At 69.3% G+C, this 15,361-nt stretch carries 12 protein-coding genes; 5 read left to right on the top strand and 7 right to left on the bottom strand.

Annotated elements, in window-relative coordinates:
- Positions 1-4 precede the first annotated feature (4 nt).
- The 3 genes from J2851_RS12070 to J2851_RS12060 are packed head-to-tail and all read right to left on the bottom strand — an operon-like array spanning position 5 to position 3,563.
- Entirely contained in the window at positions 5-544 is a 540-nt protein-coding gene (locus J2851_RS12070; protein ID WP_209766518.1) for a VOC family protein, read from the bottom strand.
- Between the two features lie 42 nt (positions 545-586).
- The gene (locus J2851_RS12065; RefSeq protein ID WP_209766517.1) at positions 587-2,467 is read right to left on the bottom strand and encodes a TRAP transporter large permease; all 1,881 of its coding nucleotides are present in this window, start codon (positions 2,465-2,467) and stop codon (positions 587-589) included.
- Between the two features lie 55 nt (positions 2,468-2,522).
- A complete protein-coding gene (locus J2851_RS12060) occupies positions 2,523-3,563 on the bottom strand; it encodes a TRAP transporter substrate-binding protein (RefSeq protein WP_209766516.1) in 1,041 nt (346 codons plus the stop codon).
- Positions 3,564-3,682: 119 nt separating this feature from the next.
- Here J2851_RS12060 and J2851_RS12055 point away from each other — a divergent pair, with 119 nt between their 5' ends.
- Both J2851_RS12055 and J2851_RS12050 read left to right on the top strand, forming a co-directional pair.
- On the top strand, positions 3,683-4,789 hold the full coding sequence (locus J2851_RS12055; protein WP_246500595.1) for a LacI family DNA-binding transcriptional regulator: 1,107 nt from the start codon (positions 3,683-3,685) through the stop codon (positions 4,787-4,789).
- Positions 4,790-5,148: 359 nt separating this feature from the next.
- Positions 5,149-5,766 (top strand): metal-dependent hydrolase, encoded by a 618-nt coding sequence (locus J2851_RS12050; protein WP_209766596.1) that lies wholly within the window; start codon positions 5,149-5,151, stop codon positions 5,764-5,766.
- A gap of 4 nt (positions 5,767-5,770) precedes the next feature.
- Here the strand turns inward: J2851_RS12050 and J2851_RS12045 are convergent, their stop codons facing one another.
- From J2851_RS12045 to J2851_RS12035, 3 genes are all read right to left on the bottom strand, one after another.
- Complete coding sequence (locus J2851_RS12045; RefSeq protein ID WP_209766515.1) at positions 5,771-7,630, bottom strand: DEAD/DEAH box helicase; 1,860 nt, start codon at positions 7,628-7,630, stop codon at positions 5,771-5,773.
- A gap of 136 nt (positions 7,631-7,766) precedes the next feature.
- Positions 7,767-8,636, bottom strand: a complete 870-nt coding sequence (gene ligD, locus J2851_RS12040; protein WP_209766514.1) for a non-homologous end-joining DNA ligase — start codon at positions 8,634-8,636, stop codon at positions 7,767-7,769.
- Positions 8,637-8,687: 51 nt separating this feature from the next.
- Positions 8,688-9,911, bottom strand: coding sequence for an ATP-dependent DNA helicase (locus J2851_RS12035; protein ID WP_209766513.1), 1,224 nt, complete (start codon positions 9,909-9,911; stop codon positions 8,688-8,690).
- 154 nt (positions 9,912-10,065) lie between these two features.
- Here J2851_RS12035 and J2851_RS12030 point away from each other — a divergent pair, with 154 nt between their 5' ends.
- From J2851_RS12030 to J2851_RS12020, 3 genes are all read left to right on the top strand, one after another.
- Positions 10,066-11,205 (top strand): HlyD family secretion protein, encoded by a 1,140-nt coding sequence (locus J2851_RS12030; protein WP_209766512.1) that lies wholly within the window; start codon positions 10,066-10,068, stop codon positions 11,203-11,205.
- Positions 11,202-12,761 (top strand): DHA2 family efflux MFS transporter permease subunit, encoded by a 1,560-nt coding sequence (locus J2851_RS12025; RefSeq protein ID WP_209766511.1) that lies wholly within the window; start codon positions 11,202-11,204, stop codon positions 12,759-12,761. Before J2851_RS12030 ends, J2851_RS12025 begins: the two co-directional genes overlap by 4 nt.
- 113 nt (positions 12,762-12,874) lie before the next feature.
- Positions 12,875-13,276 carry a PRC-barrel domain-containing protein gene (locus J2851_RS12020; protein WP_209766510.1) on the top strand — a complete coding sequence of 134 codons (402 nt, stop codon included), beginning with the start codon at positions 12,875-12,877 and terminating at the stop codon, positions 13,274-13,276.
- Positions 13,277-13,414: 138 nt separating this feature from the next.
- Here the strand turns inward: J2851_RS12020 and J2851_RS12015 are convergent, their stop codons facing one another.
- Positions 13,415-15,232 carry an ABC transporter ATP-binding protein gene (locus J2851_RS12015; protein WP_209766509.1) on the bottom strand — a complete coding sequence of 606 codons (1,818 nt, stop codon included), beginning with the start codon at positions 15,230-15,232 and terminating at the stop codon, positions 13,415-13,417.
- Positions 15,233-15,361 lie beyond the last annotated feature (129 nt).

Below are 15,361 nucleotides of genomic sequence, written 5' to 3'. Positions count from 1 at the left end.
CCGCTCACAGCCGGCTGAGGTCGGGGAAGGGACGGACCGGGTCCTTGCCGTCCCAACCGATGGAGGCCTCGCGGATCAGGTCGAACATCTTGCCCTTGGGGCCGGCGACCTCCGACAGCTCGATGACCGTGCCGGGGTGGTATTCGGTGTCGAAATAGACGAAGCGGCCGCGCTCGCCCACCTCGCCGCTCATCACCGCCTTGAAGCCCTGCGCGGTCAGGCGCGCCAGGTCGGCGTCGTAGTCCTGCGTCCAGTAGGCGACGTGCTGGAGTCCGGTGCGCCCGGCCCGGCGGAAGTCGCGGTACATGGAGGGCGCGTCGTTGCGGGTTTGGATCAGCTCCATCTGCAAGGGGCCGGAGTTGGCCAGCGCGACGGAGTTGTGCGGCTCGTAGGACTCGCCGCGGTAGGTGTAGTTCTTGATCGGAACGCGCTCGTTGTAGAACCACGGGCCGATGCCGAGCGTGCTGCTCCAGTAATCCATGGCGGCCTCGATGTCGTCCACGACATAGCCGGCCTGCCGGATCTCGCCGAAAAATCGGCTCATGCGATGCTCCTCGAAGGAAAAAGGGGACCGGCTTCGGGTCCGTCAGAAGGGCAGGAAGCCGGTGGAAATCCAGGGAACGGCGGCCACGACGACCAGCCCGATCAACAAGGCGGCGACATAGCCCCAGATGTGCTTCAGGCCCTCGTCCGGGTGCACCTTGCTGATGGCGCAGGCGCCGTAGTAGCCGACGCCGAAGGGCGGGGCGAACAGGCCGATGCCCATGGCGAAGATCACCACCATGGCGTAGTGCACCTCGTGCACGCCGGCCTCGCGGGCGATGGGGAACAGCAGCGGGCCGAACAGCACGATGGCGGGGATGCCCTCCAACACGCTGCCCAGGATGATGAAGGCGACGATGGAGATGGCGAGGAAACCGTAGCCGCCGCCGGGGATGCCAGCCATCCAGCGCGCCAGATCGCGCGAGAAGCCGGACTGCGTCAGGCCCCAGGCCATGGCGGTGGCGCAGCCGACGATGAAGATGATCGCACCGGTCAGGGACGCGGTCTCGACCAGCATCGGCGTGATGCGCCGCCAGTCGAACTGGCGGTAGACCAGCAGCCCCATCAGCGTCGCGTAGGCGATGCCGATGGTGGACACCTCCGTCGCCGTCGCGACACCCTCGACCACCGCGGCGCGGATGACGAAGGGCAGCAGGATGGCGGGCAGGGCCACCACGGCCAGCCGGGCGATCTCCTTCTTCGGGGTCCGCTCGACATGGCTCAGATCCTCGTGCCGGTAGCGCCACCAGACGACGGCGCAGAGTGCGGCGCCCAGCACCACGGCCGGCAGCAGGCCGCCCGCGAACAGCGCCGCAATGGACACGCCCGTCACCGAGCCGATGGTGATCAGCACGATGGAGGGCGGGATGGTTTCCGTCTGCGCGCCCGTCGCCGACAGCAGGGCCACGAGGTCGCCGGGGGCGGCGCCGCGCTTCTTCATCTCCGGGAACAGCACCGGCGCAATGGCCGCCATGTCGGCGATCTTCGAGCCGGAGATGCCGGAGACGAGGTACATCGCCCCGATCAGCACGTAGGACAGACCGCCGCGCACATGGCCGAGAAGGCTGGCAAGGAACTGGATCATCGCCCGCGCCATGCCGGTCATCTCGATCAGCAGGCCCAGGAAGATGAACAGCGGCACCGCCAGCAGGATCAGGTGCGACATGCCCTCGTCCAGCCGGCCGACCATCACCAGCATCGGCGTCGTGGTGGTCAGCCCCAGATAGCCGAAGGTGGCCAGCGCGAAGGAGAAGGCGATGGGCACGCCGGCGAAGACGTTGGCCGCCACCACGCCGACGAAGAAGATGATCAGGTTCAGCTGGCCCAACGGCTTGAACACGGGGCCGGCCAGCCAGAACAGCCCGGCCACCGCCGCGGTCAGCGCCACCGCCGCCCCGACCAGCTTCGGCGAGCGCAGCCGCATCAGCCGCGTCAGCGCCGCCACCAGCATCAGCGCGATGCCGGTGGGCAGCGCCGCCGCCCGCCAGGCGTTGGAGATCTCCAGCGCCGGCGTGACGATGAACTGCTCCTCCATCGCATAGTCGGTGGCGGGGTGCAGGATCATGCCCAGGAAGGCGACGGGCACGGTGATCGCCAGCGTCTCCAGCAGCGCGCGGGTGCGCGGGCCGGCAAAGCCGAGCATGCCGGTCATCCGCATGTGCTCGCCGCGCCGCAGCGCCACCACCGCCCCCAGCATGGACAGCCAGAGGAACAGGATGGAGGCCAGCTCGTCCGACCAGACGATCGGCGCATGGAAGACGTAGCGCGCCACCACGCCGGTCAGCAGCACGCCGATCTCGACGAGCACCAGCAGCGCCGCCACCGCCTCGATCAATGCCGCCAGCCCGCGGTCGAACCGCTCGGCAAAGTACGCCACCGACCCGGCGGGGGCGCTGGTCACGTCATTCAGGGTCGCTTCACGCATGGTCGCGCGCTCCTCCGCTGGAGTGTGCTTCACCTTGGCAGCATCAGGGGGGGCGTCAGGCGAGCTTGCCAACGGCGCTTTCCAGCAGGCCCCAGGCCTCGTCGCCGAACCGGCCCTTCCATTCCGAATAGAAGCCGCTGTCGCGCAGCTTGGCGCGGAAGCTGTCGGGCGACGGCTGGTTGAAGGTCAGGCCCTTCGACTGAAGGTCGGCCTGCACAGACTGGTTCAGCGCCTTGATGTCCTCACGCTGCTTCATGCCGGCGTCGTTGATGGCGCCCGCCACGATCTTCTGGAGGTCCGGCGGCAGGCCGTTCCAGGCGCGGCCGTTGGCGATGAACCAGAAGCCGTCCCAGATGTGGTTGGACAGGGCGCAGTATTTCTGCACCTCGTACAGCTTGGCGACCTGGATGATCGGCAGCGGGTTTTCCTGCGCGTCGACGATGCGGGTCTGGAGCGACGAATAGACCTCGCTGAACTGCAGGCTGGCCGGGGCCGCCGACAGGGCCTTGAACATCGCGATGCTGAGCGGGCTGACCGGCACGCGGATCTTCAGGCCGTTCATGTCGGCCGCGGTCTCGATGGGCTTGGCGCCGCTGGTCATCTGGCGGAAGCCGTTGTCCCACATCTTCTCGAAGGCGTAGAGCCCGACCTTGGAGATGGCGTTGCGGACGTGGCCGCCCAGCTTGCCGTCCATCGCCGCCCAGACCTGGCTGTAGTCGGAGAAGGCGAAGCCCACCGCGTTGATCGCCGCCACCGGCACCAGCGTCGCGATCACCAGCGCCGACGGCGTGAAGAAGGTGATGCCGCCGTTGCGCACCTGGGACAGCATGTCGGTGTCGCCGCCAAGCTGGTTGTTCGGGAAAATCTGGATGCTGACCCGCCCGTTCGTCTCCTTGGCGATGCGGTCGGCCGCTTCCTGCGCGCGGACGTTCAGCGGGTGGGTCAGCGGCAGGTTGTTGCCGTACTTCAGCTCATACTCCGCAGCGCGGGCGATGCCCGGCATGCCGATGAGAGCACCGGTGCCGGCGGCCAGCGCGCCCGCCGCCGGGGCGGATGCCAGTGCCTTGAGCATGGAGCGGCGCGACAGGTGGTTCATGCTTTCCTCCCCGGCATCACTGATGTACTTTGATGCCCTAGCGTGATTGTTCGCTGGACGGTAAGTCTTCGAACATTCTGGGTCAAATGCGTTTTTTGATGTTTTTTGATGGTGCATCAATGATGCGTGATGATGTGGATGCGACCGGAGAAAATCCGATTGAGGGCCAGCGCGGCCTGCCGAGGATCGCCGACATCGCGCGGCTGTCGGGCGTGTCCACGGCGACGGTGGACCGCGTCCTGAACAACCGGCCCGGCGTGCGCGCCGCCACCGTGCAGCGCGTGATGAAGGCCGCGGCGGAGTTGGACTACATCCCGGAATCGGACCTGCGCGCGGCCATGGCGCCGAAGCCGATGCGGACCGTGTTCCTGCTGCCCGCCGGCACCAACCGCTTCCTGACCGGGCTCGGCCAGCTGATCCGCGCGTCGGAGGCGGCGCTGGCCCCCTATGGGCTGAAGGCGCAGGTGGAGTTCATCAACAGCTTCAACCCGGAACTGCTGGCGCGCAGCCTGCTCCAGCACTGGCGCAAGGTGGACGGCATCGCCTTCATGGCGCTGGAGCACCCCGCGGTGCGCGAGGCGGTGAACGAACTGGCGGAGCGCAACGTGCCGACCGTGACGCTGATCTCCGACGTGCTGAACTGCCGCCGGGTCGCCTACATCGGGCTGGACAACCGTGCGGCCGGCCGCACCGCCGGGCACCTGATCGCGCGCTTCGTCGGCCGCCGTCCGGCCAAGGTCGCCCCGGCCAAGGTCGCGATGATCGCCGGCAGCCTGAGCTACCGCGCGCACGAGGAGCGTGAGTTCGGCTTCCTCGCCTACCTCGGCGAGGCCGCCCCCGACATGGAGGTGCTGGGCCTGCGCGAGGCGCACGACGACGAGGGGGAAAGCTACCGCCAAGCCCGCACGCTGCTGAGCCACCACCCCGACCTCGCGGCCATCTACAACATCGGCGGCGCCCCCGGCGGCGTCGCCCGCGCCCTGCGCGAGGCGCGGCGGGAGCGCGACGTGGTGTTCGTCGGCCACGGCCTGACGCCGGAGACGCGGGGGATGCTGATCGACGGCACCATGGACGCGGTGCTGACCCAGGACCCGCGCGGCGCCATGCTGAGCTGCGCCACCGTCTTCGCCAACCTGCGCGCCGGCCGCGAAGCGACCCACGGCATCGAGGCCCCGCGCATCGACATCGTCTTCCGGGAAAACCTTCCGCAGGGGACGCTGCCGTAGGAACATCGGCCCTTACCACGAGTGACCTCAAGCAACGTGCGCCCACTCACTCTCCCCGTCATCCCAGCGAAGGCTGGGATCCAGGAAGCGTTGCGGTGAAGCGGCTGATGTGCCCTGGATTCCCGCCTTCGCGGGAATGACGGCTTTTTATGAAACATCCAATTTCTGCCGGCGCATGGACGCTATGCTTCCCGGGAATCCCTCCTTCTCGCGCAACAATTGTGTGGCGCAGACTTTTGTCCTAATGTCAGGATCCGGGACTTTCATGGGCGGACGGCATCGACGTGATCACATGGGCACAGGCATTGCGCGCCGTTTCGGCGTGTGCCCCACCGCGTGCCGCGGGGTGACCGCCCGTGATGGCCTCGTCCCACATCATCGTCGGTGGAGCGACGTGGTTCTACGTGTCGACGCGGCTCGGCATGCCGTTCGACGCGGCGGCCTTCGGGGTGGCGATCCTAGGTTCCCTGGCCCCGGACATCGACCACCCGAAATCGACGCTGGGCCAGTGGGTGAAGCCGCTGTCGCTGCTGGTCTCCGCCATCTTCGGGCACCGCGGCATCACGCATTCCACGCTCGCCATCGCCGCCTGCCTGTGGTTCCTGCATGAGCACGCGGCCTATTCTCACATCATCATCCCCTTCCTGGTCGGCTACCTGACGCATCTCGCGGGGGACCTGCTGACGCCGGCCGGGCTGCCGCTGCTGTGGCCGATCAAGCGGCGGCGCAACTTCGCCCTGCCGATCCTGAAGACGGGCGGCTTTTCGGAGCAGCTTGCCGTGACCCTGCTGGCCGGCTGGATGATCTCCGGCCTGTTCCAGGGCGGCTGGCCGCCCCTGCCCTTCGAGCGCCCCTGGCGCTCGGTCGTCGCTGCGGCGCAGGGCTATTTCGGGGAGGGAAAAGAGGTCGCCGGCCCGCCCCCGCTGCCGCCCCGCAAGCCGCCGGAGGCCGGACGCAACCGCCCTCTCAGAGGGTGATCAATCACGCCCGGCGGCGCCGGCTCGACCAGCGGAACTGCGGGTCGCCGGCGATGCGGTGCAGGTGGTCACTGATCCGGTTGCGCTCCAGCCAGCCGACCGCCGCCTCCAGCTCGTCCAGAGTCATGGTCGCCCGGCTCTTGCCCAGCACCCGGCGCAGCGCCGCGTTGTAGGCGTGGTAGCCGAGGCCCCGGCGCGCGGCTCCGATCCCCGCGTCCTCGTCCTCCACCACCTGGGCGGCGACCATCTGGCCGATGCGGTCGCGCAAGCTGCGTTCCAGCATGGAGGGCGTCGGTCCGCCCCCGCGCCCAACCACCGGCCCAAGGTCCGGGCCGGGCGCCAGCGTGTCGAAGCGCACCTCCGTCGCGCTGGAGCGCAGCGGCACGATCACGCGGCCGGGCCGTTCCGCCACCTCCTCCGGCGGGGCGTCGCAGGAGGCGAGCGCGGCCTCGCCCGGCGCTTCCTCGCCGGTTTCGGCCGCCACCGCCGCAAGGTCACCCTCCGGCACGGCCTCCCCACCTTCCCCCGGCATCCCGGCCGGCAGGTCGGCGCGCACGCCTTGCTCCGTCTCGATGGCCGTGCGGAAGGAGCGGAACATCGGGTCGTCGGGGTGGTAGACGACCGCCTGCTGCCGTTCGTAGGCGCCGCCCAGCGGGTCGAAGCGGGTGGCCCGCGCCACCATCTGCTCCAGCCAGCCGCGGGAGCGGATGTGGGTCAGGCAGGCGACGTGGCTGATCTCCGGGCAGTCCATGCCCTCATAGGCCATGCCGACGGTGACCAGCACCGACGGGTCGGGGCGCAGCCGGAACTCCGCGATGGTGCCGTGCGGGTCGGGCGCGCTGCTGACCGCGACGCGCACGATGTCTTGACCGCCGGCCCAGGCCTGGAGCGTGGCCGCGTAGCGCCACGCCGCCGTCTGGTCCGGCGCCACGACCAGCAGCTTGCCGAGCCCCGGGGCGGAGTCCGTAGGCCCGAGGCCGAGGTCGATCCGCCGCTCCGCGCGCCGCTTGCGGCAGGCATCAAACGCCATGCGCAGCATCGCGTCGGCGTATTCGGTGCGCAGCGCGGTGAACAGCGCGTCCCGCGCCATCCGCCGGGCGTTGGCGAGCGAGGCGACGCGCCGGGTGCGCGCGCCGCCGATCCACTCCGCCTCCCCATCCACCGCGCCGAAGGTCACGGGGATCAGCGCGCGTTCGGCCAGCGCCTGCCGGCGGCTGTAGCCGACCACCGCCCAGCCCGGCGCCTCGAAGTCGATCTCCCGCACACGCCTGAATCCGCGCGGCCGGCGGTAGGGGAGCCGCAGGATCGCCCGCCCGTCGGCCCGCTGGAGCGTTCCGGACATCAGCAGGCGGGCCGTGGCGCTTTCCAGCATCGGGGCCACCGCGCGGCTCCAGGCCGTCTCCGCCTCCTCCGCGGTCAGGGGGTCGAGGTCGGACAGGGCCGGCAGATGGTGCAACTCGTCCACGACGACGAGGTAGCGGTGGCGGCGGATCTCGGACAGGTGCAGGTCGGGGGCCGCCGCGACGGCCTGGTAGGTGGTGACGTAGCCGTCCAGGCCGCGGCACAGGTCCGGGCCGTTGTCGGCGGCGCGGAGCGTGACGGCGTGGCCGATGGCCGTGCGCCATGTCGGGTCGGCGAAGGCCTCCTCAGCCTGGAGGCGCAGGCTGTCGCGCGGCACGATCCAGCACACGCGGTCCACGATGCCCGCGGCGATCAGGCGGGCCGCCGCGATGACGGGAAGCAGGCTCTTGCCGCCGCCGGGCGTCACGGCGGCCAGGATGTCGCGCACCGGGGAGTCACCGGCGGCGATGGCGCGGACGACGCTGTCGAGCGCCCGCTGATGGGTTCGCAGATGTCGGGTCATTCCGGTCGGGTTGGTCGCGAGGAAAACAGTCGGAAACGCCGGATCGGCGTCCTGCAGTTATGAACAAAACAGGAACATTATTCTACCCGACTAGCCCCGGCGCACCAGTGCGCATAAGTGGCGGTGCGCCGTTTCCTCAGCCCGGAAGCCGTTGATGCAGCTTGGAAAAGTCCGGCCAGGGGGTGTCGGCCGGCGGGTCCGTCAGAACGCGCCGGACGGTCGCCGGATCATCGCCCAGCGCCTCCCACGCCAGCGGAACGGCGATGGGCGCGCCGGCCCGCGCCCGCGGTGAAAAGGCCGCCACCGCCGTGGCCCCGCGGCTGTTGCGCAGGTGGTCCAGGAACACGCGCCCGTGCCGCGCCTCCTTCAGCGGGTTGGTCGTGTAGCGGTCGGGCGCGTCGTCCACCAGCCGCTCCGCGATCCCGTGCGCGAAGGCCTTCACCGCCTCCCACCCCGCGTGTGGCTCGATGGGGATGACAACGTGCAGCCCCTTCCCGCCCGTGGATTTCAGGAAGCTTTGCAGCCCCATCCCGTCCAGCCGGGCGCGGACGGCCTTCGCCCCCTCCACCACCCGCGCCCAGGGCACGCCCTCATCCGGGTCGAAGTCGAAGACGACGCGGTCCGGGTGCTCCAGGTCGTCCGCCGTGGCGCCCCAGGGGTGGAACTCCAGCACGCCCATCTGCACCAGCGCCACAAGGCCGGCCGCGTCGTCCACGACCAGCCACTCGTCGTCTCCATCGCGCAGGCGCCGCACCGCCTTGGACAGGCCGGGCCAGGGATGCTTCTGCACGAAGCACTCCCCCTCGCTGCCGCCCGGGCAGCGCAGCAGGGTCAGCGGACGGTTGGCGACCTGCGGCAGAAGCCGGTCGGCGACCGCGACGCAATAGTCGGCCAAATCGCGCTTGGTCACCCCCGCCGCCGGCCACAGCAGCCGGTCGGGGTGCGTGACGGCGATGCCGGCGACCGTGACGGCGTCGTCCTTGGGGGCGGCTTTCGCCTTGGGCATGGGATCCTCCCGCAACACCCAAGGGAAACGCGGGAGCGCGCCCCAGGCTCCCTACGCCGCGTCGAACTGCGGCATGGACCAGGGGCCGCCGAGGTCGGCGTTGCGCAGCAGCAGCACCAGCTCCTCCCGCGACCGGGTCACGGCGGTGTAGAGCCAGCGCCACTTGTGCTCCCGGAAGGCGTTGGAATCGTCCAGCACGGTGACCGACGGGAACTCGGATCCCTGGGCGGAGTGGCAGGTGATCAGCCACGCCCAATCGAACAGCTGGACGTTCTTGTCCACCCGCGTCGGCGCCGGCTCCCCCGTGTAATGCGCTTCGAACAGGCCGGGATGGACGATGACCTTGCTGCGCGAGCGCACCTCGTCCTCCATATGGACGCCCAGCGACCACAACCCGTCGTTCTTGCCGCGCGCCTCCGTCGCCGGGCGGGTCAGCGTGCCGATCATGCCGTTGAACAGCCCCTCGTCCTTGTGGTTGCGCCGGCAGATCACCCGCTCCCCCGCCTGCGGCATGACCATCTCGAAGCCGTGGCCGGAGCGGATGCGCTTGGTAAAGGCGGTGCGGACGCGGTGGGTGCCGCAGATGGTCTGGGTGTCCACGCGGGTCGCCAGCACCTCCGTCTGGCGGGTCATCGGCAGGACATGGACCTTCCCCACCGAGCCGAAGCGGCGCGGCAGCTCCTGCCGGCGCAGCAGGTGGGCCAGCCGGATCACCGGGCTTTCCCGCGCGGTGCGGTGTGGCTCCACCAGCCGGAAGTCGGGCTGGCCGCTGGTCAGCGTGCCCTGGCCCGACACCGGCGGCAGCTGGTAGTCGTCCGCGATCATCAGGATTTTCTTGCCCGAGCGGATCAGGTCGCCGGCCACGTCGTCGCCGACCATGGAGCCCTCGTCGCAGACGATCAGGTCGGCGTCCACGAAGGACCCTTCCGAACGGCGGGCGAACAGCAGATCCCCCGTGTCCTCGTCCACCCGCGGCGCGTAGATCAGGGAATGCAGCGTCGAGGCCTGGTCGAGCCCCTTGCGGCGCAGCACCTGGGCCGCCTTGCCCGTCGGCGCGCCGACCACGAAGTCGCGCAGGCGCCGGCGGTCCTGCAGATGCTCCAGCGCGAAGACGGTGGTCTTGGTCTTGCCGGTCCCGGCCTCCCCCGCCAGCCAGAAGACTTGCTGCGCGTTCGGGTCCGCGTACCAGGCGTCGATGGCCTGGATGGCGCGGTGCTGCTCGTCCGTGGGGGTGTCCGAGCTGGAGGGCTTCAGCGTGTCTGGCGGCGGGGTCATCGCGGGCTCCGAAGGGTGGCGCACACTACCTCCGGCGCCGCGCATCGGCATAGGGGCTTCTGCCATCAAAGCGATTGCAACGGGGTATGGAAACAATGTCCTACGACGTTCGTTGTTTTGGTCGACAAGCCCCGATCCGGCGGAAGACCCCAACATGCCCGATGACTTGCAGCGCGGGGACGCGCGCACCGCCCCCGGCCCCGAACACGCCCACGCGTCCGACACCAAGCCAGCCGAAAAACATTCCTCCGACGACCAGAAGAAGCCCGGATTCCTGAAGCGCCACCCGCTGGCCATCGGCATCGGGCTGGTGGTCATGGCGCTCGCCATCGTCGGCGGCTATCTCTACTGGCGCACCAACATCCGGCCCTATGAGACCACGGACGACGCCTTCGTGGACGCGCGGCAGTTCGCCGTGGCGCCCAAGGTCTCCGGCTACGTCACCGCCGTGGCAGTCACCGACAACCAGCATGTGGAGGCCGGCGCCACGCTCTTCACCATCGACCCGCGCGACTACCAGACCGCGCTGGAGCAGGCGAAGGCGAAGGTGAGCGCGGCCCAGGCGGCCATCGACAACGTGGACGCCCAGATCGCCGCCCAGCGCGCGCAGATCGAGGAGGCCGCCGCGGAGGTCGAGCAAACCCAGGCCGCCCTGCGCTTCGCCGAGGAGGACGCCGCCCGCTACGAGGATCTGAAGTCCCGCGGCAGCGGCACGGTGCAGCAGTACCAGCAGTCCGCGTCCAACCTGAGGCAGCAGCAGGCCAACCTCGCCCGCGCCAAGGCCGGCCAGACGGCGGCGCAGCGGCAGGTCGGCAGCCTGGAGGCGCAGCGGGTGAGCGCGGTGGCCGAACTGGCCCAGGCCAAGGCCCAGGTGGACCAGGCGGAGCTGAACCTGTCCTACACCACCGTCACGGCCGCGCAGGCCGGCCGCATCGTCCGGCTGGGTGCGGCCAAGGGACAGTACGCCCAGGCGGGCCAGAGCCTGTCGATGTTCGTCCCCGACGAGACCTGGGTGACCGCGAACTTCAAGGAAACGCAGATCACCGACATGCGCCCCGGCCAGCCGGTGGAGGTCCGCATCGACGCCTACCCCGACCACACGATCACCGGGCACGTGGACAGCGTGCAGCCCGGCTCCGGCACCGCCTTCTCGCTTCTGCCGGCGGAGAACGCGACCGGCAACTACATCAAGGTCGTGCAGCGCGTGCCCGTGAAGATCACGGTGGACGGCTGGCCCACCGACGTCGCCATCGGTCCCGGCATGTCCGTCGTGCCCACGGTCACCGTGCGATGAGCGACAGTCCTGCGGGCGCGGCCGGGGCGCACAACCCGTGGCTGATCGCCGTCGTCGTCTCCATCGCCACCTTCATGGAGGTGCTGGACACCACCATCGCCAACGTGGCGCTGCGCTACATCTCCGGCACGCTGGCGATCAGCACCGACCAGGCGTCCTGGGTGGTGACGACCTACCTCGTCGCCAACGCCATCGTGCTGACGGCCAGCAGCTTCATCGCGAAGCGTTACGGGCGCAAGCGCTTCTATCTCGGCTGCCTGGGGCTGTTCACCGTCAGCTCCATCCTCTGCGGCTTCGCCTGGAACCTGGAATCGCTGCTGGTCTTCCGCGTGTTCCAGGGCTTCGCCGGGGGCGGCATGGTGCCGATCTCGCAGTCGATCCTCGCCGATTCCTTCCCGCCGGCCAAGCGCGGGCAGGCCTTCGCCATCTTCGGCGTGGCCGTCGTGGTGGCACCCGTGGTCGGGCCGACGCTGGGCGGCTGGCTGTCGGACAATTACTCCTGGCATTGGTGCTTCCTGATCAACGGCCCGGTCGGCGTCCTCGCCTTCGCGCTGGTGGCGATGCTGGTGCAGGAGCCGAAATCGGCCATCGAGGAGCGGGAGACGCTGAAGCGCCAGGGCATCCGGCTGGACCTCGTCGGCTTCCTGCTGGTCGCCGGTTTCCTGGGCTCGCTGGAGATGGTGCTCGACCGCGGCCAAACGGAGGACTGGTTCGGCTCCAGCTTCATCATCGTCTTCACGATCATCTGCGTGGCCTGTTTCTGCCTGATGATCCCGTGGGAGCTGACGCGGAAGAACCCGGTGATGGACCTCCGCATGATCGCCACGCGGCAGTTCGGCTCCTGCTTCCTGGTGATGATGGCGACCGGCGCCATCCTGATCGCGACGACGCAGTTCCTGCCGGAGCTGCTCCAGCAATATTACGGCTACACGGCGACCTGGGCGGGCATGGCCCTGTCGCCGGGCGGGCTGGTCACCATGATGATGATGTTCGTGGTCGGCCGCCTGACCGGCATCGTGGAGCCGAAATACCTGATCGCCGTGGGTGCGGGGATCGTCGCGCTGGCGATGTGGGACCTCACCAACCTCTACGCCGACGCGACCTTCTGGTTCTTCGCCTGGTCGCGCATCTTCATCGGGCTCGGCCTGCCGCTGATCTTCATTCCGATCACCACGGCCTCCTACAACGGCATCCCGCCGGACAAGACCGATCAGGCCTCCGCCATGATCAACGTCGCGCGCAACGTCGGCGGCTCCATCGGCGTGTCGGTCGCCGCCAACGTCCTGGCCTACCGCGAACAGTTCCACCAGAGCCGGCTGGTCGAGCATGTTGTGCCGTCCAACCCGGCCTATCAGACCACCCTGCAGACCGTGACGAACTATTTCGCGACGGCCGGCAACGCGGCCGACGCGCCGGGGCAGGCCATCGCCTACATCGGCCAGCAGGTGCAGACGCAGGCCGGATTCTGGGCCTACATCGACGTCTTCTTCGTGCTGATGCTGATCTCCGCAGCGGCCGTGCCGCTTGCACTTATTTTGCGCAATGTCCATCGGTAATCGGCCGTGCGGCGAAAAATCTTCGAACCCGTCTCCAAATTGTGACAGCTCCCAGGCAACCCACGGCGCCGAATCGCGTTGTAGGTGTGTAAGGACATCGAGAGGAGACGGACATGCGCGCAATCGCCGCCGGGATCCTGGCGACCCTGGTCAGCCTCTCAACCCCCTGGGCGACCGCCGCGGCGGCCTGCCCCAGCCCGGACCAACTGCCGGTCGTCGGCGGTGAGGAATTGTCCGACCTGGACGACCTGATCGACCGCGTCGTGACGGGCAGCGACGGCCGGCCCGTCGGCACCGTGTGGGACGTGACGCTCGACCGCTGCCGCGCCCCGCAGGACATCGTCGTGACGGAAGAGGGCTCGCCGGACCGCAAGGTGGCCATCCCCATCACCCGCATCCGGACCGTCACCGACGACAACCGCTTGGTGCTGAAGGACATCACCGTGGCGGAAGCGCACACACTCCCGCCCTTCCACACCGAGGGATCCATGACCTCGCTGGGGGGACGGCAGTAACGCCCCGCCTAACAAACCGCAACCACCTCATTCACCGTCATGCCAGCGAAGGCTGGCATCCAGAACTTTTCCCGGCCGAGCGCAAGGAACGGCCTGGATTCCCGCTTTCGCGGGAATGACGGTGAAAGGGCAAACTGCTCACCCGTTGAGATTTCCCACCTTCCGGTCCCCGCCCGCCCCGGCCTGCTGTTCGAACAGGCGGCGGTAGAGGCCGTTGGGGCGGTACAGCAGGGCGGCGTGCGTGCCTTCCTCCACGACGCGGCCGTGGTTGAAGACCAGAATGCGGTCCAGCGTGCGGACGGTGGACAGGCGGTGGGCGATGATGATCGCCGTGCGCCCTTCCATCAGCCGCTCCATCGCCTCCTGGATCAGCGCCTCCGATTCCGAATCGAGGCTGGAGGTCGCCTCGTCCAGGATCAGGATCGGCGCGTCGGCCAGGAAGGCGCGGGCCAGCGCCACCCGCTGACGCTCCCCGCCCGACAGCTTCACCCCGCGCTCCCCCACCAGCGTGGCGTAGCCCTTGGGCAGCCGCGCGATGAAGTCGTGCGCGTTGGCGAGCCGGGCCGCCCGCTCGATCTCCGCCATGGAGGCACCGGGCCGGCCATAGGCGATGTTCTCCGCCAGCGAGCGGTGGAACAGGATCGGCTCCTGCGAGACGATGGCGATCTGGCCGCGCAGGGAGGATTGCGTCGCCGTCGCCACGTCCTGCCCGTCGATCAGCACCCGGCCCTCCGTCACGTCGTAGAGGCGCTGGATCAGCTTCACGAAGGTCGTCTTGCCCGACCCCGAAGGGCCGACCAGCCCCACCCGCTCGCCGGCCCGGATGGTGACCGACAGGTCGCGGTAGAGCGGCGTCGTGTGCCCGCCGTAGAGGAAGGTGACGTCGTCGAACCGCACTTCGCCAGCCCCGATACGGATCGGCCGCGCGTCCGGACGGTCCTCCACCCCCAGCGGCTCGTCGTGGAGGTCGACCAGCTCCTCCATCTCGTTGACCGCGCGCTGGAGGTGGTTGATGTGCATGCCGATGTCGCGCAGGTAGCCGTGCACGACGAAATAGGTCGTCAGCACATAGGCCACGTCGCCCGGCGTCGCCTGCCCCACCCACCACAGCCAGAGCGCCGTCGCGACCACGCCGCTGCGGATGAGCAGCAGGACCGTCAGCTGCGCCGTGCTGTGCCGGGTATGGCGGGTCCAGGTGCGGCGCGTGCGGCGGCTCCACTTCTCCACCACGGCGGCCAGCCGCTCGTCCTCGCGCGGTTCCGCGCCGAAGGCCTTGACCACGGCGTTGCAGCTGACGGCGTCGGCCAGCGTGCCGCCCAGCCGCGTGTCCCAGGCGTTGGACAGGCGCGCGGCCGGCGCGATGTAGGCGGTGGAGAAGAAGACGGTCATCGACACGTAGACCAGCGTGCCGAGCGCGATCACCAGCCCCATCACCGGCCAATGCAGCGCCAGCATCACCATGGTGCCGACCAGCACGACGAGCGACGGCCAGAGCGCAAGCAGAAGCGTGTCGTCCAGCGTGTCGAGCGCCCACATGCCGCGCGTGATCTTGCGTACGACGGAGCCCGCGAAGCTGTTGGCGTGCCAGTCGGTGGAAAAGCGCTGGACGCGGTGGAAGGCGTCCCGCCCGACGTCGCCCATGATCCGCAGCGACAGCGGAATCACGCCGCTCCACGCGACATGGCGCATCACGACCATCGCGGCCCCCAGCGCCACCATGGCGGCGAAAGCGGTCAGCGCGGCGTCGCGCGCCGCCTCCCGCTCGCCCGTGAGCATCGTCAGCGCGTCCACCAGCCGCCCGGCGAAGAAGGGCATGAACACGTCGGCCAGCGTGGAGAGCGCGATGGCCCCGGCGATGCCGGCCACCCGCAGCCGCTGCCGGCGCCAATGACGGAACGTGAAGGCGAGGACGGTGCGGATGGCGTCCGCCCGGCCGTTGCGTTTGAAAAGCGGCATGATCCCTAATCCGGCGCCAGGGGGCGCCGTCCAATCGAAACAGCGGTGTCCGGAAAGCTCGGCGGCTTTAAGAAAAGCGGCCGGGATTTTTTAAGAGGGCGGAAGGGGCAGCATCGGCAGGCACGTCGA

Source organism: Azospirillum rugosum (genome assembly GCF_017876155.1).
Classification (GTDB): domain Bacteria; phylum Pseudomonadota; class Alphaproteobacteria; order Azospirillales; family Azospirillaceae; genus Azospirillum; species Azospirillum rugosum.
Note: the sequence above shows the minus strand (reverse complement) of the source record. Positions and strands in the feature narration are given on the sequence as shown.

Bases quoted from the DNA above. Each gene is read 5' to 3' on its own strand.
- ligD (WP_209766514.1), bottom strand. From the start codon at position 8,636: ATGCCCAAGGCGAAAGCCGCCCCCAAGGACGACGCCGTCACGGTCGCC.
- J2851_RS12065 (WP_209766517.1), bottom strand. From the start codon at position 2,467: ATGCGTGAAGCGACCCTGAATGACGTGACCAGCGCCCCCGCCGGGTCG.
- J2851_RS12025 (WP_209766511.1), top strand. From the start codon at position 11,202: ATGAGCGACAGTCCTGCGGGCGCGGCCGGGGCGCACAACCCGTGGCTG.
- J2851_RS12020 (WP_209766510.1), top strand. From the start codon at position 12,875: ATGCGCGCAATCGCCGCCGGGATCCTGGCGACCCTGGTCAGCCTCTCA.
- J2851_RS12070 (WP_209766518.1), bottom strand. From the start codon at position 544: ATGAGCCGATTTTTCGGCGAGATCCGGCAGGCCGGCTATGTCGTGGAC.
- J2851_RS12060 (WP_209766516.1), bottom strand. From the start codon at position 3,563: ATGAACCACCTGTCGCGCCGCTCCATGCTCAAGGCACTGGCATCCGCC.
- J2851_RS12055 (WP_246500595.1), top strand. From the start codon at position 3,683: ATGATGCGTGATGATGTGGATGCGACCGGAGAAAATCCGATTGAGGGC.
- J2851_RS12050 (WP_209766596.1), top strand. From the start codon at position 5,149: ATGGCCTCGTCCCACATCATCGTCGGTGGAGCGACGTGGTTCTACGTG.
- J2851_RS12030 (WP_209766512.1), top strand. From the start codon at position 10,066: ATGCCCGATGACTTGCAGCGCGGGGACGCGCGCACCGCCCCCGGCCCC.
- J2851_RS12035 (WP_209766513.1), bottom strand. From the start codon at position 9,911: ATGACCCCGCCGCCAGACACGCTGAAGCCCTCCAGCTCGGACACCCCC.
- J2851_RS12015 (WP_209766509.1), bottom strand. From the start codon at position 15,232: ATGCCGCTTTTCAAACGCAACGGCCGGGCGGACGCCATCCGCACCGTC.
- J2851_RS12045 (WP_209766515.1), bottom strand. From the start codon at position 7,630: ATGACCCGACATCTGCGAACCCATCAGCGGGCGCTCGACAGCGTCGTC.